General features: G+C 69.4%; 21 protein-coding genes and 1 pseudogene. 13 read left to right on the forward strand and 9 right to left on the reverse strand.

What is annotated here, in order from left to right; all coding sequences use genetic code 11:
* Positions 1 to 42 precede the first annotated feature (42 nt).
* The 3 genes from OHT51_RS23850 to OHT51_RS23860 are packed head-to-tail and all read left to right on the forward strand — an operon-like array spanning position 43 to position 3,214.
* Positions 43 to 954: an SDR family NAD(P)-dependent oxidoreductase gene (locus OHT51_RS23850; protein ID WP_328880948.1), complete on the forward strand. Its 912-nt coding sequence runs from the start codon at positions 43 to 45 to the stop codon at positions 952 to 954.
* Positions 955 to 1,013: 59 nt separating this feature from the next.
* Positions 1,014 to 2,165, forward strand: a complete 1,152-nt coding sequence (locus OHT51_RS23855; protein ID WP_328880949.1) for an acyl-CoA dehydrogenase family protein — start codon at positions 1,014 to 1,016, stop codon at positions 2,163 to 2,165.
* Positions 2,165 to 3,214 carry an alcohol dehydrogenase catalytic domain-containing protein gene (locus OHT51_RS23860; protein WP_328880950.1) on the forward strand — a complete coding sequence of 350 codons (1,050 nt, stop codon included), beginning with the start codon at positions 2,165 to 2,167 and terminating at the stop codon, positions 3,212 to 3,214. Before OHT51_RS23855 ends, OHT51_RS23860 begins: the two co-directional genes overlap by 1 nt.
* Positions 3,215 to 3,253: 39 nt before the next feature.
* Here OHT51_RS23860 and OHT51_RS23865 read toward each other — a convergent pair.
* The 5 genes and pseudogenes from OHT51_RS23865 to OHT51_RS23885 form a co-directional block, all read right to left on the reverse strand.
* Positions 3,254 to 3,436, reverse strand: a pseudogene (locus OHT51_RS23865) (helix-turn-helix domain-containing protein); the annotation flags it as partial.
* Positions 3,437 to 3,630: 194 nt separating this feature from the next.
* The gene (locus OHT51_RS23870) at positions 3,631 to 3,993 is read right to left on the reverse strand and encodes a hypothetical protein (protein ID WP_328880951.1); all 363 of its coding nucleotides are present in this window, start codon (positions 3,991 to 3,993) and stop codon (positions 3,631 to 3,633) included.
* A 22-nt stretch (positions 3,994 to 4,015) separates the two neighbouring features.
* The gene (locus OHT51_RS23875) at positions 4,016 to 4,381 is read right to left on the reverse strand and encodes a hypothetical protein (RefSeq protein WP_328880952.1); all 366 of its coding nucleotides are present in this window, start codon (positions 4,379 to 4,381) and stop codon (positions 4,016 to 4,018) included.
* 33 nt (positions 4,382 to 4,414) lie between these two features.
* Positions 4,415 to 4,789: a hypothetical protein gene (locus OHT51_RS23880; RefSeq protein WP_328880953.1), complete on the reverse strand. Its 375-nt coding sequence runs from the start codon at positions 4,787 to 4,789 to the stop codon at positions 4,415 to 4,417.
* A gap of 63 nt (positions 4,790 to 4,852) precedes the next feature.
* Positions 4,853 to 5,212 (reverse strand): hypothetical protein, encoded by a 360-nt coding sequence (locus OHT51_RS23885; RefSeq protein WP_328880954.1) that lies wholly within the window; start codon positions 5,210 to 5,212, stop codon positions 4,853 to 4,855.
* 348 nt (positions 5,213 to 5,560) lie between these two features.
* Here OHT51_RS23885 and OHT51_RS23890 point away from each other — a divergent pair, with 348 nt between their 5' ends.
* Positions 5,561 to 6,703: a hypothetical protein gene (locus tag OHT51_RS23890; protein ID WP_328880955.1), complete on the forward strand. Its 1,143-nt coding sequence runs from the start codon at positions 5,561 to 5,563 to the stop codon at positions 6,701 to 6,703.
* 87 nt (positions 6,704 to 6,790) lie between these two features.
* Here the strand turns inward: OHT51_RS23890 and ectB are convergent, their stop codons facing one another.
* The 4 genes from ectB to OHT51_RS23910 form a co-directional block, all read right to left on the reverse strand.
* Entirely contained in the window at positions 6,791 to 8,077 is a 1,287-nt protein-coding gene (gene ectB / locus OHT51_RS23895) for a diaminobutyrate--2-oxoglutarate transaminase (protein ID WP_328880956.1), read from the reverse strand.
* Positions 8,078 to 8,171: 94 nt separating this feature from the next.
* Positions 8,172 to 9,176 (reverse strand): LuxR C-terminal-related transcriptional regulator, encoded by a 1,005-nt coding sequence (locus OHT51_RS23900; RefSeq protein WP_328880957.1) that lies wholly within the window; start codon positions 9,174 to 9,176, stop codon positions 8,172 to 8,174.
* Positions 9,176 to 9,367, reverse strand: coding sequence for a hypothetical protein (locus tag OHT51_RS23905; protein WP_328880958.1), 192 nt, complete (start codon positions 9,365 to 9,367; stop codon positions 9,176 to 9,178). Before OHT51_RS23905 ends, OHT51_RS23900 begins: the two co-directional genes overlap by 1 nt.
* A gap of 185 nt (positions 9,368 to 9,552) precedes the next feature.
* Positions 9,553 to 9,819 (reverse strand): hypothetical protein, encoded by a 267-nt coding sequence (locus tag OHT51_RS23910; RefSeq protein ID WP_328880959.1) that lies wholly within the window; start codon positions 9,817 to 9,819, stop codon positions 9,553 to 9,555.
* A gap of 159 nt (positions 9,820 to 9,978) precedes the next feature.
* Between OHT51_RS23910 and OHT51_RS23915 the strand changes: the two genes are divergently transcribed.
* The 9 genes from OHT51_RS23915 (at position 9,979) to OHT51_RS23955 (ending at position 19,948) form a co-directional block, all read left to right on the forward strand.
* The gene (locus tag OHT51_RS23915; protein ID WP_328880960.1) at positions 9,979 to 10,914 is read left to right on the forward strand and encodes a helix-turn-helix transcriptional regulator; all 936 of its coding nucleotides are present in this window, start codon (positions 9,979 to 9,981) and stop codon (positions 10,912 to 10,914) included.
* Positions 10,915 to 11,252: 338 nt separating this feature from the next.
* Positions 11,253 to 11,822 (forward strand): DUF3291 domain-containing protein, encoded by a 570-nt coding sequence (locus tag OHT51_RS23920; protein ID WP_328880961.1) that lies wholly within the window; start codon positions 11,253 to 11,255, stop codon positions 11,820 to 11,822.
* Positions 11,823 to 11,874: 52 nt separating this feature from the next.
* Positions 11,875 to 13,155: an MFS transporter gene (locus OHT51_RS23925; RefSeq protein ID WP_328880962.1), complete on the forward strand. Its 1,281-nt coding sequence runs from the start codon at positions 11,875 to 11,877 to the stop codon at positions 13,153 to 13,155.
* A 66-nt stretch (positions 13,156 to 13,221) separates the two neighbouring features.
* Positions 13,222 to 14,553 carry a SidA/IucD/PvdA family monooxygenase gene (locus OHT51_RS23930; protein ID WP_328880963.1) on the forward strand — a complete coding sequence of 444 codons (1,332 nt, stop codon included), beginning with the start codon at positions 13,222 to 13,224 and terminating at the stop codon, positions 14,551 to 14,553.
* A gap of 41 nt (positions 14,554 to 14,594) precedes the next feature.
* Entirely contained in the window at positions 14,595 to 15,920 is a 1,326-nt protein-coding gene (locus OHT51_RS23935; protein ID WP_328880964.1) for a SidA/IucD/PvdA family monooxygenase, read from the forward strand.
* 27 nt (positions 15,921 to 15,947) lie between these two features.
* Complete coding sequence (locus tag OHT51_RS23940; protein ID WP_328880965.1) at positions 15,948 to 16,367, forward strand: cupin domain-containing protein; 420 nt, start codon at positions 15,948 to 15,950, stop codon at positions 16,365 to 16,367.
* The gene (locus OHT51_RS23945) at positions 16,364 to 17,566 is read left to right on the forward strand and encodes an NAD(P)/FAD-dependent oxidoreductase (RefSeq protein WP_328880966.1); all 1,203 of its coding nucleotides are present in this window, start codon (positions 16,364 to 16,366) and stop codon (positions 17,564 to 17,566) included. The genes OHT51_RS23940 and OHT51_RS23945 overlap by 4 nt, the downstream gene beginning before the upstream one ends.
* A 49-nt stretch (positions 17,567 to 17,615) precedes the next feature.
* Entirely contained in the window at positions 17,616 to 18,284 is a 669-nt protein-coding gene (gene epsC, locus OHT51_RS23950; RefSeq protein WP_328880967.1) for a serine O-acetyltransferase EpsC, read from the forward strand.
* Positions 18,281 to 19,948, forward strand: a complete 1,668-nt coding sequence (locus tag OHT51_RS23955; RefSeq protein ID WP_328880968.1) for a class I tRNA ligase family protein — start codon at positions 18,281 to 18,283, stop codon at positions 19,946 to 19,948. The genes epsC and OHT51_RS23955 overlap by 4 nt, the downstream gene beginning before the upstream one ends.
* Position 19,949 lies beyond the last annotated feature (1 nt).

A 19,949-nucleotide genomic window follows, 5' to 3' on the forward strand; every position in this document is an offset into this window, starting at 1 on the left:
GAATCTAACGGACCGTCAGAAACTGCGGGAAGGGGCCGGGGCGTGGGGAACTTCTTGGCAGGCAAGGTCGTCGCCGTCACGGGCGCCGGGCGTGGCATCGGCCGGGCGGTCGCGGTCGCCGCTGCCGCCGAGGGCGCGCGGGTCGTCGTCAACGACTACGGGGTGTCGGTGGAGGGCGGCTCACCCACGAGCGAGGTCGCCGAGGCCGTGGTCAAGGAGATCGAGGCGGCGGGCGGACAGGCGGTCGCCGTCGCCGACGACATCTCCACGATGGCGGGCGGGCAGCGGCTGGTGGACGTCGCGTTGTCGTCGTACGGACGCCTCGACGGAGTCGTCTGTGTCGCCGGGATCCTGCGCGAACGGATGTTGTTCAACATGACCGAGGAGGAGTGGGATCCGGTGATCGCCACTCATCTGAAGGGGACGTTCACGGTGTTCCGGGCCGCCTCGGCGGTCATGCGCAAGCAGCGGGCCGGGACCCTGATCGGGTTCACCAGTGGGAACCATCAGGGGTCGGTGTCGCAGGCCAACTACAGCGCGGCGAAGGGCGGGATCATCTCGCTGGTGCGGAGCGCTGCGCTGGGCCTGCACCGGTACGGGGTGACCGCCAACGCGGTGGCGCCGGTGGCTCGTACGCGGATGTCGGCGGGCGTTCCCATGGAGCTGGCGGAGATCGGGGAGCCGGAGGATGTGGCGGCCCTGGTGGTCTACCTGCTGTCGGATGCGGCTCGGGAGCACGGGGTGACCGGGCAGGTCTACACCGTCGCCGGGCCGAAGATCGCGGTGTGGGCGCAGCCGCGGGAGCTGCGTGCCGCGTATGCCGACGGGTCCTGGACGCCGCAACGGATTGCCGAGTGCCTGCCGGGATCGGTGGGCGTGGACCCGATGCCGATGCTGGAGCGGGTGGAGGCGATGGCTCGGGCGGCGGCGGAGGGGGCGCGGCCCAACGCCTGAGAGCTCGCGCCCCCAAAGGAAGGGCGTTGTTCCTGGCCGGAAACTACAAGGAGACCCCTATGGACTTCGGGTTCGCGGCGGAGGACGAAGCGTTTCGTGCGGAAGCGCGGGCGTGGCTCGATGAGTACGCCAAGGACGCTCAGGACCGCCGCAGTTGGGAGCGCGTGCTTGGCAAAGCCGGGTGGATAGGGCTCGGTTGGGCCGAGCACGGATACGGCAACCGGAGCGCCACCCTCACCCAGCAGGTCGTCTGGGCCGAGGAGTACGCGCGGTCGGGGGCGCCGGCGCGGTCCGGGCACATCGGGGAGAAGCTTCTCGCGCCCACTCTCGTCGCGCACGGGACCGAGGCGCAGAAGGGTCGTTTCCTGCCGGCCGTCGCGGCCGGGGACGAGTTGTGGTGTCAGGGGTACAGCGAACCCGGCGCCGGGTCGGATCTCGCGGGGATTCGGACCAAGGCCGAGCTCGGGTCGGACGGGGTGTACCGGGTCACCGGGCAGAAGATCTGGACGTCTCTCGCCCACGAGGCCGACTGGTGCTTCGTGCTCGCCCGCACGGACCCCGAGTCGATCCGGCATCGCGGGCTGACGTTCCTGCTCGTGCCCATGGACCAGCCGGGGCGCATAGAGGTGCGGCCCATTCGGCAGCTGACGGGGACCAGCGACTTCAATGAGGTGTTCTTCGACGGGGCCCACGCGCGCGTGGAGCACGTCGTCGGGGGCGAGGGCGGTGGCTGGCAGGTCGCGATGAGTCTGCTCGGATTCGAGCGGGGCGTGTCGACGCTGGCCCAGCAGGTCGGGTTCGCCGAGGAGCTGGGGCGGGTGGTGCGGGCCGCCGTGGAGTCGGGGGCGGTCGAGGACCCCGTGGTGCGCGAGCGGCTCGTGCGGCAGTGGGCCGAGCTGCGGGTGATGCGGTGGAACGCCTTGCGCACACTGGGGCGGTCCGGGGACGCCGGGGCGCCCAGCGTGGCCAAGCTGTTGTGGGGTGGCTGGCATCAGCGGCTCGGGGAGCTGGCGGTGCTGGTGGGGGGCGCGGCTGCCGGGGTCGGGCCCGGCAAGTGGTCGCCCTCGGCGCCGTATGAACTCGACGAGGCGCAGCAGCTGTTCCTCTTCTCCCGGGCCGACACCATTTACGGCGGGTCCGATCAGGTTCAGCGCACGATCATCGCCGAGCGGGTGCTCGGTCTGCCCAGGGAGCCCAAGGGGGTCGCTTGATGCGCGGTGTGCTGTTCGACGGCAAGCAGGTGCAGGTCGTGGACGATCTGGAGGTGCGCGAACCCGGGCCCGGCGAGGTGCTGGTCGCGATCTCGGCGGCCGGGCTGTGCCACAGCGATCTGTCTGTGGTGGACGGGACCATACCCTTCCCGGTTCCTGTGGTTCTGGGCCATGAGGGCGCGGGAGTCGTGGAAGCGGTGGGTGTGGGCGTCACCCATGTCGAGCCCGGGGATCATGTGGCTCTGTCCACGCTCGCCAACTGCGGTACGTGCGCGGAGTGCGACCGGGGGCGGCCGACGATGTGCCGGCAGGCGATCGGGCGGCCGGGGCGGCCGTTCCGGCGGGGTGAGCAGGCGGTGTTCCAGTTCGCGTCCAACTCCGCCTTCGCGGAACGGACCGTGGTGAAGGCCGTACAGGTGGTCCGTGTCCCGAAGGACATCCCCATGCCCTCGGCCGCGCTGATCGGGTGCGGGGTGCTGACGGGCGTGGGCGCCGTGCTCAACCGGGCGAAGGTGGACCGCGGGGACAGCGTGGTCGTGATCGGCACCGGCGGTATCGGCCTCAACGTTCTTCAGGGCGCGCGGCTCGCGGGTGCGCTGCGGATCGTCGCCGTGGACGCGAATCCGGCGAAGGAGGCGGTGGCGCGGCAGTTCGGGGCGACCGACTTTCTGACCTCGACCGAGGGCGTGCGGGAACTGCTGCCGACGGGGGCGGACCATGCCTTCGAGTGCGTCGGACGGGTGGAGCTCGTCCGGCAGGCCGTCGACCTGCTCGACCGGCACGGGCAGGCGATTCTCCTGGGAGTTCCGCCGGCCGGTGCCGAGGCCTCCTTCGTCGTGTCCTCCATGTACCTCGACAAGTCCATCCTGGGCTGCCGGTACGGCTCGTCCAGGCCGCAGCGGGACATCGCGCTGTACGCCGAGCTGTACCGGGACGGGCGACTGCTGCTGGACGAGCTGGTGACGCAGACGTACCCGGTCGAGGAGTTCGAGAGGGCGGCGGCGGATGCGGAGGCGGGGAAGGTGGCGCGGGGCGTGCTCACGTTCTGAGATTCGGTCCGTGCGGGGCCGGCCGCCCGGCGGAGCGGCTCAAGTGCCGCTGGTGGCCCGGGCGTCGGTCCGGCTTCCGGTGCGGAAGGTGCGGCGGTAGTTGGTGGGTGTGACGCCGAGCGCCGTCTGCAGGTGCTGGCGCATCGACTGGGCCGTGCCGAAGCCGGCGTCGGCGGCCACCTGGTCGACCGAGAGGTCGGTGGACTCCAGGAGAATGGCCCGATCCTGACGAATGCTGTCCTTCGGGCCAATGGATCCGCGGCGGCGCAGGCCCGGCGCCGCCGCCTTCCGCTCCGTGCCGGGGCTCCCGGACAACTTCTTCCGCGCGACGCAGGACATCCTGTCGGCGGCGTAGCCGGCGTGAGCACCACTGCAGGGGGCCTCGGACGAGAGCCCCCTGCAGCGGCTGCCGGTCTCTACTCGTTGAACCACTGCGAGTAGACGGTGGCGCCTCCGCCGTTCCACCAGAGCTGCATCTGGTATTCCCCGTTGCTGGGGACGTCGTAGCCCTTCTTGTCGCAGCCTGCGTCGCCGCCGTCGGTCACGGTCAGAAGGGTTTCGGCGTGATTGCGGTAGAGCTGGCCCGTCATGCCTGCGCCGTCGGCCTTGGTGTCGCAGACCTGGAACATGTCACCGTCGTCGATGTAGGTCATCTTGCCGCGACCATCGGGGTGGGTGATGACAATGTTCTGATCCGCCAGCGCGGGGGTGGCAGCGAGCGTGACGGCTGCCACGGCGCCGGCGCCGGCCAGGGCGATGCGCTTGAGCGTCTTACTCATCAGGAGTGATCCTCGACCCTTCTTATTCGTCGAACTTCTCGGAATAGACGGTGGGGCCACCGCCCTGCCAGGAGAACTGCATCTGGTACCAGCTGAGCAGGCCGGGCGAGCTGCCGATGTTGTAGCCCTTCTTGTCGCAGCCGGCGTCGCCGCCGTCGTCGAGGCTGAGGACGCGGGTGGCGCGGTCGTTCACGACGACGCCCTCGACGCCGTGGCCGTCGGCCTTGGTGTCGCAGACCTGGAACACGTCACCGTCGTCGATGTACTTCATGTGCCCGTGCGTGTTGCTGATGGTGATGTCTCCCGCCTGGGCCGCGGTGGCGGTTCCAGCGAGAAGGGCGACAGCGGCGGCACCGCCGACGGCCATGCGCTTCATTGCGATTCGCATCTTGCTCCTTATTCTCCGAAAGAGGGGCGGGGATTAATCCAGACCTTCCTTGAAGTGGTAGGAATAGGTCCAGTCCCCGCCGCCATTCCAGACAAGGGCCATCTTGTAGACCTCGCCGGCCCCATTGCCGACGTTGTAGCCCTTCTTGTCGCAACCCGCGTCACCACCGTCGTCGACGGTGAGGACGGCTCTGTCCTCAGCGCCTATGGAGATCAGCTGGCCCTTCATTCCGTAGCCGTCGGCCTTGGTGTCGCACACCTGGAACATGTCACCGTCGTCGATGTACTTCATGCTTCCATGGCTGTTGCTGATGGTGATGTCACCGGCGACGGCGGCCGCCGTGGACAACGTGACGGCTGCGGCGACAGCGGAGCCGACCACCGCGGCACGCATGAGCTTCCTGCGCATTACAGATCTCGCATCCCTATAGGCGTTCATCGAAATTCGGAGAGTGAAACCGTGCCGTGCGGGCTACTCGTGGAAATAGCCGGTGTAGATGGTGCCGCCGCCACCCTCCCAGGAGAGGCCCATGCGAATGGAGTCCAAGCTGCCGACGTTGTAGCCCTTCTTGTCGCAGCCCGCGTCACCACCGTCGTCGACGGTGAGCAGGGTCCGGTTCATGCTTTCGACGACGCCGGTCATTCCGTGCCCGTCGGCCTTGGTGTCGCAGACCTGGAACATGTCACCGTCGTCGAAGTAGGTCATCGTCCCCTTGCCGTCGGGGTAGGTGAGATGCCTGTCGGTGTCGGCGAGGGCGGGAGTTGCGGACAGAGCCAGCACGGCGGTCATGGTGGCGCCGGCCACCGCGATGCGCCGGAAATTCTTTGCCATTGATTCCTCGCATTCACTCGGGTCGACCCGACCATAGGGCAGGCCCTGATGCCGGTAAATTGACTTGAGGTTGTTCTGAGGCTCTCGGAAAGTCACGCAGCGTGACCATATTGCCGTTCTTCGGGCCCTTGTTGCGCCCCAGGGGTGCGCAAAATCGCCCGTAAGGGATGGAGTCGAGCGGTCCGTATCGCTGTTTGTGGCGGAGTTTGGCAGCATGCTGACAGTCCTCGGTGCGAATTGGCAGCCTCATGCCAACTCGGCTCCATTTACTGAATCCCGACCCCGTTCTAGAGTCGACAGATCCCGAAATTGAATCGCGTATTGCGTGATAGGCAGCGAAGGCATTTCATGGAACACACGGATCGTTTCCCCGATGAGGTCTCCATGGCCGGTGGCCGTCGTCGCAGGCGTGTGCTCACGACTCTTGCCGTGGCCACGGTCCTCGTCGCGGCCGGCGTCGGCGTCGCCATCAGCAAGGACGGCGGGCCTAAGGCCCAGGAAGTCTCGGCCCACCCCGACCAGTCGCCTCCCCAGGACCTGATCGCCGCCAAGAGGGTCGCCATGTCCGCCTACTTCACCGTGCAGAAGCTGCAGGGAGCCGACGGGAACGGTGTGGTCAGGTACGACTGGAACCTGCTGGACACCGAGAGCGGCGAGTACCGGAAGACGGACTGGTCGTGGCTTGACGTCGCTCCCGGCATGAAGACCGCCGCGGTGCTGCCGCGGGAGCTGCCGACGAAGCGGATCGGCATCGTGGACCTGTCCTCGGGTGACGTACAGCGCTGGATCGGGGTCCCGACGGGAGTCGGCGGCGTGCAGTTCTCGCCCGACGGGAAGAAGCTCCTCGCGACGTCCTACTCCCTCAACCCGGACGGCTTGTTCAAGGAGTCGTCGTACTACCTCAACGACAAGAAGGTGCCGGGGCCGAAGAGGAGCCGCTCGGGCTTCTACGTCATCGATGTCTCCTCCGGGAAGGCCGAGTTCACCGCGAAGCCGCAGAAGGACGATCCCCAGGCGTCCGTACTGGCCGGCGGGCGCGCCGACTTCCGCTGGGGCGGCGACGGCCGCACCGTGTGGGAGCCCGCGAGGACGAAGACCGGGAAGGCCCGCTACCGTCTCGACGGCACACCCGCCCCCGTTCCGCAGCAGGAGCAGAAGGGCCTCCCCGCCTCCGGGCTGTCCCCGGACGGAAAGCTGGCGATGGGCACCTTCGTCGGCGACGACAAGAAGGTCGTCTCCGAGGTGCTCGACGCGAAGACGGGGAAGCGTGCGGCGGTCGTTCCCGGTCAGCAGCTGCTGGGGTGGGCGGACAACACGACTCTCGTCGCCTGGATGTGTGAGGTCGAGAACTGCAGCCCGGGCAAGGGGGAGTTCCGCAACCGGCTGGTGATCGTGAACGTCAAGGATCAGAAGGTCACCCCCCTGACGGGGTTCCGAGAGGCGTCTCTCACCTACCGGGGCCGGTGGAACCCGCTCTTCACCGAGCGCTGAGCACGCGGGCGGACGCCCATGGCACCAAGGCCCGGCCTCATCGGAGCGATGAGGCCGGGCCTTGGTGGCGGCACGGTGGGGGAGACGTCAGGACGTCTCGCGGACGGCCCTGCTGAGAATGCGCAGGCCCTCGTCGAGCTCGTCGGGGGTGATGGTGAGCGCCGGCAGCAGCTTCACGACCTCGCTCTCCGGGCCGGAGGTCTCGATCAGCAGACCGAGTTCGAAGGCACGGCGGGCGACGCGGTCCGCGCGGCCCTTGTCGTGGAACTCCAGACCCCAGACCAGGCCCCGGCCGCGCAGATCGGCGACTTCCTGCGCGTGCTCGACGGCGATCGCCCGCAGCGCCCACTCCACCTTCTCGCCCCGGGCCAGGGTCTGCTTCTTCAGCTCACCGTCGGTCCAGTAGGCGTCGAGCGCGGCCGCCGCGGTGACGAACGCCGGATTGTTGCCGCGGAAGGTGCCGTTGTGCTCACCCGGCTCCCAGACGTCCAGCTCCGGCTTGAACAGGCACAGAGCCATGGGCAGTCCGTATCCGCTGATGGACTTCGACACCGTGACGATGTCCGGCACGATGCCCGCCTCCTCGAAGGAGAAGAACGCGCCGGTGCGGCCGCAGCCCATCTGGATGTCGTCGACGATCAGCAGCATGTCCTGGCGCTTGCAGACGTCGGAGAGCCGGCACAGCCACTCGGCGCGCGCCACGTTGATGCCGCCCTCGCCCTGGACCGTCTCGACGATCACCGCGGCGGGCTGGTTCAGGCCGGAGCCCTTGTCGGCCAGCATGCGCTCGAACCACGAGAAGTCCGGTTCGCCGCCGCCCAGATAGCCGTCGAACGGTATCGGTGTGGTGTGCACCAGCGGAACGCCCGCACCCGCCCGCTTGAAGGCGTTGCCGGTCACGGCGAGCGAGCCGAGCGACATGCCGTGGAAGGCGTTGGTGAACGACACGATCGACTCGCGCCCCTTGACCTTGCGGGCCAGCTTCAGCGCGGCTTCGACCGCGTTGGTGCCGGTCGGTCCGGTGAACATGACCTTGTAGGGAAGGCCGCGCGGGCGCAGCAGCACATCGCGGAACGTTTCCAGGAAGGTCCGTTTGGCGGTGGTCGACATGTCCAGGCCGTGGGTGACCCCGTCCTGCTGCAGATAGTCGAGCAGGGCCCGTTTGAGGACGGGATTGTTGTGGCCGTAGTTGAGTGAGCCGGCGCCGGCGAAGAAGTCCAGGTACTCGCGACCTCCCTCGTCGTACATGCGGCTGCCCAGGGCCCGGGTGAAGACGGTGGGCCAGCTGCGGCAGTATCCGCGGACCTCCGACTCCAGGGTCTCGAAGACGCTGAGGTCGCGGTGGGTGCCGAGGTCGGGCTGGGTGATGGTCATGGCTTGCTCCAGGTGTCACTGATGCGTTCGTGCCCCCGTGATCGCGGGTGCCGCTCTGAGGTGTGTGGTCCTGATGCCGTGAGGCCGGCGGCCGCTACATCCAGCCGCGGGCCGCGGCACGGCAGCCGGCCTGGAATCGGCTCTTGGCGTCGAGACGCGTCATGAGCTGGGCCGTGATCCGGCGTACGGTGCGCACGGAGACGCCCATGCGGCGAGAGGCGGTTTCGTCGGTGGCCCCGTCGGAGAGTTGCCGCAGGAGCTCGCGCTCCACCGCGGTCAGGCCGTGCTCGTCGACACCGGGGACGCATCCGAGGTCTTCGCTTCCGAGCCAGTAGCGGTCGAAGAGCGTGTCGAGGCTCGCCACCGTTCCCTGGTGGCTGATCACCACGGCGCCCGCGTCGGGATCCTTGGGGACGTGCGGCAGCACGGCGGTGGTGCCGTCGAAGATCATCAGCTGGACCGGGAGGGTGGGCGCGGTCCGCGTCCGAGCCCCGGCGTCGACCAGCCGGGACGCCTCCGCGTACTGCGCCGGCCGGTTGCCGATGCTGCCGAGGTGGATCTGGCGCACGCGCACTCCGCGCCGGAGTGCCGCTTTCGCCTGGTCCTCGAGAAGTCCGTCGAACATCCCGCCCGGTTCCGGAGTGATGACGGAGATGCCGACCCGGGAGCTCTGGACGAGATCCCGGATGCGTACCGTCGCGGCCGCCGGTTCCTCCAGGAATTCCATGGCCAGGTTGGGGCTGCGTCCGGTGAGGGATTCGTGAACCGAGATGAGCGCCGCGACATTGACCTCCAGCTGCTCGAACTCCGCCTGAGCCGCCAGGACGCGTTCGCGTCGGCGGGCGAGTGCCGCGGTGAGTCCGACGCGGGGATTGACCGGACAGATCTGGCGGTCTTCGGGGCGCCCCGATATGGAGGCGACGAAACGTACGAGTGAGGCTTCGGCCAACGCGAGGACCGCCGTGTCGATGCGGTCGCCGGGGAGTTCGAGGCGCAGGACGAGTTCGGCGCGAGTCGAGCCGTTCAGATCGAGAAGTGCGTGGTAGACGCTGGTCGCCTCCTGGTCGATGCCCAGGGCGGCCAGTTGCAGAGCCGTCATCACTGCCAGCCCGGGTCTTCGGAGATCCCCGTCGTGCTCTGCCAGCCCGGATCGGGCTGCGGCGGCAGAACACCGCCAGCGGCGACGAAACGGGAGGCGGACTCCGGAGTGCCGGTGTCACCGGGAGAGGCAACCGCAAAAGCCAATATCGCGGCGGCGAAAACCGAGAAAGCAGCAACAAAAGAGCGCACCTGTACTCCTCCGGGAATGGATGACCACAGAAACCGTGGCAAAGGGAATTGCGTATCGCGGGGTTTCGCCGAGGCGATCCGTCCGGCGACACATTCCATGATTCATGTCCGGAGCGTCGGTGTCCTGCTTCCGAGCTGGCACAAACCGCAGCTGACACATCTGTGCCGCGTTCGTCCGTCCCGGGTCAGAGCTCGGGCTGCCACCCGTCGGGCTCGGCCGCGCTCTGCGTGGCCGCCGTGAGGAGGGCCAGCAGACCGTCGCGGGCCTGCGCCTCCTGCCGCGCACGGCACAGGACCACGCCGAGGAGGCCGGCCCGGGAGACATGTACGCGGCAATGCTCGGCCCACGGCGCTTCGTCGAGGCTCCGCTCCAGCACACCGGTGATCAGTCGGGCCTCGACGGGATCCACGGGCGTATCGGTTCCGTAGAGGCGGAAGGGGATGAAGCGCATGCGTCCACTCTCGGGGTCCTGTCGCCTCGTTCGGTACCCGGATTCTGGACAGGATGTTGCCTGGCACCTACCTGTCGTGTTGATCTTTCCCCAGTGAAGGGGGAACGACAGATGTTTACAGCCCTTGGGCTTACGACAGATGCGAATGATTTGTATCAAATGATGCTCGACCATCCCGACCACGGGGTGGCGGAGCTCGCCGAGGTACTCGACTGGAATGAGCACAGAGTCAGGGCCGCCATTGACCAGTTGGCCGACTCCTCGCTTCTTCAGGACACGGAGCCGGGCGGCGGGCGGCTGCGGGTCATCAGCCCGCAGCTCGCGCTGGACTCGCTCTACACACGTCAGCAGGCCGAGGTCGCGCGCCGGCAGGAGGAGCTGACCGCGAGCCGGGTGGCCGCGTCGCAGATGATCGCCGAGTACACCGCGAGCAGCAACGAGTCGGAGAAGTACGCGGTGGAACGACTGGTGGGCCTGGAAGCGGTCCGGCGGCGCATCGGTGAGCTGGTGGCCTCGGCCCGCCGTGAGACCTGCGGCTTCTCCCCGGGCGGCCCGCAGACGCCGGAGAACCGCGCGGCCAGCCGCCCGTTGGCCGAGGCGATGGCCGAGCGGGGCATCACCGACAGGACGATCTTCCTGGAGAGTCTGCGCAACGACCCGGAGAGCGTCGAGCACGTCCGGTGGCTGATCTCCCTGCGCAACGAGGTCCGTGTCGTGCCGGTGCTGCCGATGCGGATGTACATCGTCGACGGGGAGGTCGCGATGGTCCCTCTCGATCCGCACGACAGCTCCCGGGGAGCGGCGGTCATCCGTGAACCGGGCGCCGTCGCCGCCTTCTTGGCCCTCTTCGAGACGGTATGGGCCACGGCCGCTCCTTTCGGTGAGACGCAGCGCCGCGACCTCGATGACCCAGGCTCGCTTCCCCGCGCGCTCCTGCGTCTCCTCGCGCAGGGCTACACCGACGAGGCGGCCGCGCGGAAACTGGGGGTCTCCCTGCGTACCGAGCGCCGCCTCATCTCCGACCTCATGGAGCAGCTCGACGCACGTAGCCGGTTCCAGCTCGGCCAGAAGGCCATGGAACGCGACCTGCTCTAGAAGTCCACGCCGGGCGGGCCGTCGGGAGCGACGGCCCGCCCGCGTCCCGTCACCCACCGCCCGGTACCGCACTCGAAACGGCCCTACCAGCGGCGTTGCCCGCGTGAGGCATGCTCTTGCCAAGACACTTGTGTGCCGCCCCTCACGGGTGACACGGCTGTCCCGCTCCGGCAAGACTGATGCCCGTCGCCGTGAACACGGAGAGTCCGTCAGGGAGATCGCGGCAGACCGGAAGCCGGCATGTGAACGTCCCGGCCTTCCCTCCCGGCACCCTCGGATGCCGGCCTCCGCCTGCTCTCTTCCGCGTGCCCCTGCCCTCTGCCTGCTGGAGTCCCGTCATGAAATACGTCGCCTTCACCACTTTCGCCGTGCTCAAGCAGCCCTACGCGCATGTGGACAACGACACGTTCAACGAGCTGGAGCCCATCGTCTTCGGCGCCTCCGAGACCAGCCCCGGATTCGTCGCGCGGGCCACCGCCGTGGACACGGTGACCACGAAGTGGACCAACTTCGGCCGGGACTACGGGGAGTGGGGCATGTTCGCCGCTCCGTCCTTCTACACCGGCGGCCGCGAGGACGACACCGACACCCGCGCCTCCACCCTCTCGGTCTGGGAGGACCTGGAGTCGGTGCACGCCTACGCCTACTCGGACGTGCACCTGCACGCGCTGCGCAATCGCCGCGAGTGGTTCGTGCACCTTCCCCACCGGCTGTACGCGGCCTGGTGGGTTCCGGAGGGAACCGTACCGACCTGGCAGGAGGCCTGCGACCGGCTGGAACTCCTCAACGACCGCGGTCCGTCGCCGGAGGCCTTCGACTTCATCAAGCCCTTCACCGCGGACGGCAGCCCCTACCGGCTGCGCAACGACCGCAACGCCGCGCAGTCCACCGGCGCGGTGCACGCCTGATCCGGCCGGCCCACGTATACGGGACCCCACCACATCGACCCCAGGAACTGACATGACCACCACGGCAACCAGGCCGTCGCCGACCTCGAACCAGGCACGCACCCGGATCCTGCTGATCGTTCTCGCCACGGCGGCCTTCCTCCTCTCCCTCGCCGGCTCGGCACTGAAGAACACCGTGCAGGTGTACTTCCTGCCGATCGCCGACTCCTACGACAGCTCGCGTGGTGCTCTGGCCACGGCGACGACCCTTTTCGCCATCGCCACGGCGGTGGCCTCACCGCTGGTCGGCGGCCTGGCCGACCGCATCGGGGGTGCGGCGACGCTCGCCCTCGGCACCGCGCTGGCGGGCGCCGCGTTCATCGGCTGTGCGCTGTCCGAGGAGCTGTGGCTGTTCGTCACCGTCTACGGCATCGTGGCGGCGTTCGCCTTCGCCATGCTGTCGTTCGTGCCGCTCGGCGTCCTGGTCGACGAGCTGTTCGGTGACGGACGCAAGGGCCTGCTGTACGCCCTGCTCACCAACGGCGCGGCCGTCGGGTTCATCGTGCTGGTGCCGCTGTGGTCCTGGCTGGACACCAAGGCGTCCTGGGAATCGGTGCTGCTCGTCACGGGACTGGTGTTCCTCCTGGTCCTGGCTCCGCTCGCGATGCTGACCGCCCGCCAGGCGTCCAAGGTCACCAGCGCGTCGCAGGACGCGCCCGCCGTGGCCGACACCGCACCGGAGCCCGCACGGCCGGTCTCCTTCGTCGAGCGGCTGCGCGAGGCCGTCGCCGCTCGTGAACTGCGCGCCCTGACGCTGGCGTTCTTCTCGTGCGGTGTCACGATGGCCTTCATCGACGTGCACTTCGTGCCGATGGTGCACGACCACGGCGGCAGCCACTCGACCAGTTCGACGGCTCTGGTTCTGCTGGGCATCTTCGAGGTCGCCGGCGGCCTCCTCGCCGGCTGGCTCTGCGACCGCGGTCTGATCAAGTCGGTACTCATCGCGGCCTACGCCCTGCGCGGTGGCGCGATGCTCCTGGTGAGCGTCTCGGCCGAACCCGTCCCCGCCATGGCCTTCGGCGTCGTCTTCGGCATCAGCTACCTGGCCACCGTGGTGGCCACCACCATGTGGGCCGCGAAGTCCCTGCCCGTCTCCATCCGCGGTACCGCCATGGGCCTCGTCTGGGCCATCCACGCGGCCGGCACCGCGATCGGCAGCCAGGCCGGTGCCGGCCTCGCCGACCTGACGGGCAACTACACCGCCGCCACCCTGGCCAGCGCCGCCCTTGCGGGCTGTGCCTGCCTGCTGGTGTGCGCGACGCCCGCACCGCCCGCCGCCGAGGCGAAGCGCTGACCGAGCGCCCTGTCGCATTCCCGTACTCGGCCCGGCATCACACCTGCTCGCCCCTCGGAGGCTCGCGTGACCACCAGCACTCCCGTCCATGACGTCCTCGGCATCGGCTTCGGCCCCGCCAACATCGCCCTCGCCATCGCGCTCGAAGAGCGGTACCCGCATCTGACGGCCCGCTTCCTGGAGGCCCGCCCCACCCCCGAGTGGCAGCCCGGCATGCTGCTCGACGGTTCCGACATCCAGAACCACCCCAGCCGCGACCTCGTGACCCTGCGCAACCCGCGCAGCCGTTACAGCTGGCTGAACTACCTGCACGAGCAGGGCAGGCTGCTGCGTCACCTGAACCAGCCCGTGCCGTTCCCGCTGCGCAAGGAGTACGCCGGCTACATACGCTGGGCCGCCTCGTTCTTCTCGCACCAGGTCGACTGCGACCAGCGCGCCGCCTCCATCCGGGCGGTCGAGCAGTACGGCGAGCGGCTGTACGAGGTGGTCACCGAGCGCGGCGATCGTTATCTGGGACGCACGCTCGTGGTCGCTCCCGGCCGTACCCCGTACATCCCGGAGCCGTACGACACCGCCCTCGGTTCGCGGGTGTTCCACCTCACTCAGTACATGCCGCGTCTGGAGCAGCTCACTGCCGACGGCGCCCCGGAGGCCGTCGCGGTCATCGGCGGCAGCCAGAGCGCCGTGGAACTCGCCCTCGACCTGCACCGCCGCTTCCCGCGGACGCGGGTGGTCACCTACAGCCGCTCGCACTCGCTGCGGCAGAAGGACACCAGCCCCTTCAGCGAAGAGGGCTACTTCCCCGAGTTCACGCGCTACTACTTCAACGCCTCGGTCGAGAACCGCCGCGCCCTGGACCGGTACATGCAGCCGACCAACTACTCCTCGGCCGACGGCGACGTGCTGGAGGAGCTGTACACGACGATCTACGAGCAGGAGCTCGACGGCGATCAGCGGGTCTTCGTCCGCGGCAATCACCAGGCCACGAAGGTGGCCGTCACCGGAGACAAGGTCCGCCTCGACTTCACCGAACTGATCACGGGCGAGTCCACCGTGGACAGCGTCGACTTCGCGGTCCTGGCCACCGGCTTCCGCAACCTGGGCCCCGGCGCCCACGAGGAGCTCTGCCCGGCCCTGCTCAAGCCGCTGCACGGCCGGCTGGCCACCGCGGACGACGGCCGCCTGCAGGTCGGATACGACTACGCGCTCGCCCCGCGCGAGGGCGAGACGCTGCCCCCGCTGTTCCTGAACGGTCTGTGCGAGTCGAGCCACGGCATCGGCGACGCCGGATCCTTCAGCCTCCTGTCGCTGCGCGCCGGGACGCTGTCCGACGCTCTCGCCACCCGGCTGAGCGCCGCCTTCGCCGACGTCGATGCGCCGGCGCCCGTCGCGGCTTGATCCGCCCGCCGTCGACGCGACTTCCGACAGAGGTACTCACCGTGCAGATCAATGACATCGTGGTGGCCGGCTTCGGCCCGTCCGGCATCGCCCTGGCCGCGGCCATCGAGGACCACGACGACGCCCATCCGGAGACACCCGCGCTGCGTGCCGCGTACCTGGAGCGTGCCGCCACTTCCGCCTGGCAGCCCCACCAGGTGCTGCCCGGCACCGACATCCAGCATCACTTCCTGCGCGATCTGGCCACCCCGCGCGATCCGCGCTCGCGCTTCACCTTCCCCAACTTCCTTCAGCAGAGCGGTCGTTTCTACCCGTTCACGCTGATGGGCGGCTATGTGAGCCGACTCGAGTGGTCGGAGTACGTGCAGTGGGCCGCCGAGCAGGTCAGGACGCCCGCGGAGTACCACCGCGAGGTCCTGCTGATCGAACCGGTCGCGGACGCCGACGGCGTGGTGCGGACCGCGCGAGTGGTCAGCCGCGACCCCCGCGACGGCAGCGTGCACGAGCACTACGGGCGCAACGTGGCCCTCGCCACCGGGCACCGGCCCCACGTGCCGGCTGTCTTCGCTGACGCCTGCGGTGAGCGTGTCTTCCATGCGGCGCAGTACCTGCCCCGCATGGCGGCCCTGCGCGGCTCGGACCGGGAGCCGAAGCGGTTCGCGGTCATCGGCGCCGGGCAGACCGCCGGCGAGATCGTGCTGCATCTGGCCGGCGAGGATCCGGGCGCGCAGGTCCACTCGCTGGTGCGGCACGGCGGCTTCAAGATGTACGAGCTGGGCCACTTCAGCAACGAGGTCTACTTCCCCGAGTCGACCGACTACTTCTACTCGCTGGACGGCGCCGCGCGGGAGAAGGCCCTCGACCAGGCACGTGCCACGAACTACTCGGCCGTCGATCCCGACGTGTCCACCGCCCTGTACCAGGCGGTCTACCAGGACCGGCTGACCGGCGTGCACCGCCTGCACATGCACCGGCGTACCGACGTCACGCTGGTGGACGTCACCGATTCCGGGGTGCGCCTGACCACCACGGAGGTCTTCACCGGTGCGACGGGCACGCTCGACGTGGACGCGGTGATCCTCTGCACCGGCTACCGGGAGCCGAAGCTCCCCTCCCAGCTGGAGCCGTTCACGGACTACCTCCGGCGAGACGGGGAGGGCCGTGTGAACGTCACCCGGGCGTTTCGCGCCGAGACCACAGCCGACTGCGAAGTCGGGATCTACCTCGACGGCATGACGGAGTGGCGGCACGGCATCGGCAGTGCCACGTCCTTCAGCCAGATGTGCGACAAGGCCGACACCATCCACCGGGACCTGCGCCGCGCCGGCGACCGCCGGCCGCTGTCGCCGCAGCCGGCCGTCGTCTGACGCACGTCGCTTCGAAAGGGAGACACCATGCACGTATTCACCACCCGCCCCGAGGACATGACGTTCGAGGCCGAGTACAACGTCAGCGGCCGGCGGATCTTCCCGTGGGGCGGGGCGGTCAAGGAGCCTTCCTGGGGCGGAGCGTGGGTCGATGTGGCGCCCGGCGACACCTCGACGGCGCACTCGCACGACGAGAACGAGATGTTCTTCATCACCGAAGGCAGCGGCATCATGCGCATCGGCGAGGAGACGCGTCGGGTCGGCGCGGGCGACACCGTGTTCATCACGCCGTTCCTCGACCACGACCTGACCAACGACGGCGACACCCGGCTGCGGTTCGTCACCATCTGGTGGGGCGGCTCGGACGCGGTGGCCGCCGAACGCGCGCACTGGGCCGCCGAGTTCGGTATCGCCGAACCGGTGGCCGGAACCGGGACGGACCGGTGAGCGCCCCGCAGCCGGCGGACGCCGTCGTCATCGGCGGCGGTGTCATCGGAGCTGCCATCGCCTATCACCTCGGCCTCTCCGGCCTGGGACGTGTCGTCCTGTGCGATCAGGGACGCACCGCCGCCCAGGGGGCGACGTCACGCTCCGGCGGCTTGCTGCGCCTGCACCACACCGCCAGCCCGGACATCGCGCTCACCGCACGCAGCCTGCCTGTGTTCGAGAACTGGGCCGAGGTCATCGGCGGGGACTGCGGATACCGCCGCACCGGTTTTGTGATGCTCGTCGGCGAGCAGCACACGGACGCCCTGCGGGAGAACTGCGAACGGGTCGGCGCGTTCGCCGGCCACCGCCGGTCCGAGGTCATCGGCACCGACGACGTGCGCACGCTGTACCCGGGGCTCAGCGTCGAGGGGGTGGGCGCGGCCGCGTACGAGCCCGAGGGCGGGTACGCCGACCCGGCCGCGACGGCGGGCGCACTGTTCACGGCGGCCCGCCGCCTGGGCGTCAGCCCGTCCGAGGGGGTGCGGGCGGAACGGGTCGTGGAGCGGAGCGGCGCCGTCACGGGCGTGCAGACCTCGATCGGGCTGATCGAGTCGCCGCTGGTGATCCTGGCCAGCGGGGCCTGGGGGTCCGCTCCGGCCGCGCATCTGGGCATCCAGATCCCGGTGATCGCGCGCCGTATCGGCCTGGCCCAGGCCTCGCTGCCCGGTGCGGGCCGACGCGGCTCGCCGGTGTCCGTGCCGACCTGCGTCGACGACACCACGGGCGGCTACTTCCGGCCCGAGGGCCTGGACCGGTTCTACTTCGGTGTGCCGAGCAACCCGGACGTGCGGCTGGACCACGATGTGGCCCCGCTGACGCCGCAGGAGGTCGACGCGGCCGTCGCCGCGATCTCCCGCCGGGTGCCCGCCGCGGCCAAGGCTCCGCTGGTCGGGACCCGCTCCGGCCTGGACGGATACACCCCCGACAGACGGCCCGTCGTTGGCGCCGCGGGGCCTGAGGGCCTGTATCTGGCGCTGGGCTTCAGCGGTGGGGGCTTCAAACTGGCCCCGGCCGTAGCGGAGTTGGCGGTCCGCGAGATCACGGAGGGCGGGGCGGTCATCGGCAAGGCCGCCCAGGAGCTGCTCGAGCCCTACCGGCCTCAGCGGTTCCTCGGCGGCCGGCCGATCGTGCCGGAGGCGCCCTATGACCACATGTGAGCGCCCCACGGGCCGACGGGAGTCGAGAAAGGCACGCAGGAAGCGCACGATGCGTGAGCCACGGCCGTCGGTGCTGGTCCTGATGCGTGAGGACCTGGAGACGATCCTGTCGAAGGATCCGGCCGCCCGCAGCAGACGCGAGGCCCTGTTGTATCCGCACATCCACGCCCTGTGGAGCTACCGCTTCGCGCACTGGCTGTGGCGGCACGGGCACCGCATCACGGCACGCGCGGTGTCGATGGCCGGGCGGGCCCTCAGCGGGATCGAGATCCATCCCGGCGCGGAGATCGGCCGCCGCTTCTTCATCGACCACGGCAGTGCCGTGGTCATCGGAGAAACCGTACGGATCGGCGACGACGTGATGCTCTACCACCAAGTCACGCTCGGCTCGGTGGGCTGGTGGAAGGACCTGCGCCGGCCGGCCGGCTCCCGTCGCCATCCCGTCATCGAGGACGGCGTGATCATCGGTACCGGAGCCAGTGTGCTGGGTCCCGTCACCGTCGGCATCGATGCCCGCATCGGCGCGCACTCCGTGGTCCTGGACGACCTGCCGCCCCACGCCCGCGTCACGGCAGCCGCTTCTCGCGTGCTGCGACCTCCGCAGCCGCCGATCGAGGCCCCGACGGCCGAGGCCGGCGCCCTGGCCTTGCTGCCCGACGACACCGACCGCCCCGAGGGCGACGTCCTCCGTATAACTGAAGGAACCACAGCCTCATGAGCACCTACATCGTCACCAGCGCCCCGCCCAACCCCAACGGCGACCTGCACCTGGGGCATCTGTCCGGGCCCTTCCTCGGCGCCGACGTCCTCACCCGCCACCTGCGCCAGCGCGGCCACCACGTCCGCCACGTCGGCTATTCCGATGAGCACTCCTGCTACGTCCCGCGGCGCGCCGCCGAAATCGGCGCCACCGCCTACGAGACGGCGTTCCGGTTCGGCAACCGGATGGAGGAGACGCTGTCCCTGGGGGCGATGCACCACGACTGGTTCACCCGCCCGCTGACCAACCCCCGCCACACCGCCGTCGTCCAGGAGTTCTTCACGTCGCTGTGGGAGCAGGACCGGCTGGTGGTCCGGAACCTGCCGGTCTTCTACTGCGCCGGCTGCGAGCGGCACCTGTACGAGGCGGAGGTACGCGGCGAGTGCCAGTTCTGCGGCGACCCGTCCGACGGCGTGTACTGCGAGGCGTGCGGCCTGCCGCAGGAGCCGGCGGGCCTCGCCGCGCCGCGCTGCACCAGCTGCTGGGAAGAGCCCGAGCAGCGCACCCTGGACCGGATCTGCTTCCCGCTGGAGGACTACCGCGGGCAGCTCCTCGACTACTACGAGCGGGCCCAGGCGCAGGCCGAATGGCGTCCCCGCCTGACCGCCTACCTGGAGACGTTGCTGAGCCGCGAGCTGCCGCTGACCCCGATCAGCCGGATCGCCGACTACGGCATCCCGGTGCCGCTCGACGAGTGGGACGGTCACATCCTCGACACGTGGTTCAGCGGCATCTTCGGATACACCGCGGCCACTGCCTGCCTCACCGAGGCCGAGGGCGAACCGGAGCTGTGGCGCCGGCAGTGGACCGATCCCGAGACGAAGATCGTCAACTTCATCGGTTTCGACTGCTCGTTCTCCCATGCGGTGCTGTGGCCCGCTCTGCTGATGGCGCAGGGCACGCTCACCCTGCCGAGCCAGATCGTGACGAACGAGTTCTACCGGCTGGAGGGCGAGAAGTTCTCCACAAGCCGCAACCACGCGGTGTGGGGAGGGGAGTTCCTGCGTCAGGTCTCCGCGGACGCACTGCGCTTCCACCTGTGCCTGACCGGCCCGGAGCGTGAGCAGACCAACTTCGCGGCCAAGGAGTTCGCGGACACCGTCGAGACGCTCCTCGTCGACGGTCTGGAGCGGTGGGCCGAATCCGTGCTCCGCCTGCTCGGTGAGGACTTCGGCTCCACCGTGCCCGCCGTCGCCGCTGCGCAGGCGTACACGGGGCCGCTCACGGAAGTACTCGACGGACTGGCCGACGAGATCGCGTCGACCCTGGCCGCGGAGTCGCTGTCGCCGCAGGTCGCGGCCACGGCCCTCGCTCACGCCATCGATCGTGGCGTCGACGATCTGCCGGCGCTGGCGCGGTCGCGGGCCGCCGCGGAGCACAGCGACGACGCGAAGGACGCGTACGCCCGGCGCCTGGTCACGCATGTGGAGGCGCTGGCACTGGTGACGTCGCTGTCGGCGCCGCTGATGCCGGGCTGGTCAGCCTTCCTGGCCCCGCACTTGGGTCTTGAGGTGTCCGCCGTGACCCGGATGCCCGGGTGGCCGGACCGTACCGACGGGCCGCTGGTCGCGGTGGGACAGGAGATCACGGCCCAGCCGCCCACGTTCTTCCGTCAACTGTGAG

It is taken from the genome of Streptomyces sp. NBC_00299 (genome assembly GCF_036173045.1).
Taxonomy (GTDB): Bacteria; Actinomycetota; Actinomycetes; order Streptomycetales; family Streptomycetaceae; genus Streptomyces; species Streptomyces machairae.

Coding starts and splice junctions, on each gene's coding strand:
- epsC (WP_328880967.1), top strand. CDS start 17,616: ATGCGTGAGCCACGGCCGTCGGTGCTGGTCCTGATGCGTGAGGACCTG.
- OHT51_RS23855 (WP_328880949.1), top strand. CDS start 1,014: ATGGACTTCGGGTTCGCGGCGGAGGACGAAGCGTTTCGTGCGGAAGCG.
- OHT51_RS23900 (WP_328880957.1), bottom strand. CDS start 9,176: ATGACGGCTCTGCAACTGGCCGCCCTGGGCATCGACCAGGAGGCGACC.
- ectB (WP_328880956.1), bottom strand. CDS start 8,077: ATGACCATCACCCAGCCCGACCTCGGCACCCACCGCGACCTCAGCGTC.
- OHT51_RS23880 (WP_328880953.1), bottom strand. CDS start 4,789: ATGCGCAGGAAGCTCATGCGTGCCGCGGTGGTCGGCTCCGCTGTCGCC.
- OHT51_RS23890 (WP_328880955.1), top strand. CDS start 5,561: ATGGAACACACGGATCGTTTCCCCGATGAGGTCTCCATGGCCGGTGGC.
- OHT51_RS23860 (WP_328880950.1), top strand. CDS start 2,165: ATGCGCGGTGTGCTGTTCGACGGCAAGCAGGTGCAGGTCGTGGACGAT.
- OHT51_RS23885 (WP_328880954.1), bottom strand. CDS start 5,212: ATGGCAAAGAATTTCCGGCGCATCGCGGTGGCCGGCGCCACCATGACC.
- OHT51_RS23870 (WP_328880951.1), bottom strand. CDS start 3,993: ATGAGTAAGACGCTCAAGCGCATCGCCCTGGCCGGCGCCGGCGCCGTG.
- OHT51_RS23955 (WP_328880968.1), top strand. CDS start 18,281: ATGAGCACCTACATCGTCACCAGCGCCCCGCCCAACCCCAACGGCGAC.
- OHT51_RS23940 (WP_328880965.1), top strand. CDS start 15,948: ATGCACGTATTCACCACCCGCCCCGAGGACATGACGTTCGAGGCCGAG.
- OHT51_RS23925 (WP_328880962.1), top strand. CDS start 11,875: ATGACCACCACGGCAACCAGGCCGTCGCCGACCTCGAACCAGGCACGC.
- OHT51_RS23910 (WP_328880959.1), bottom strand. CDS start 9,819: ATGCGCTTCATCCCCTTCCGCCTCTACGGAACCGATACGCCCGTGGAT.
- OHT51_RS23920 (WP_328880961.1), top strand. CDS start 11,253: ATGAAATACGTCGCCTTCACCACTTTCGCCGTGCTCAAGCAGCCCTAC.
- OHT51_RS23915 (WP_328880960.1), top strand. CDS start 9,979: ATGATGCTCGACCATCCCGACCACGGGGTGGCGGAGCTCGCCGAGGTA.
- OHT51_RS23875 (WP_328880952.1), bottom strand. CDS start 4,381: ATGCGAATCGCAATGAAGCGCATGGCCGTCGGCGGTGCCGCCGCTGTC.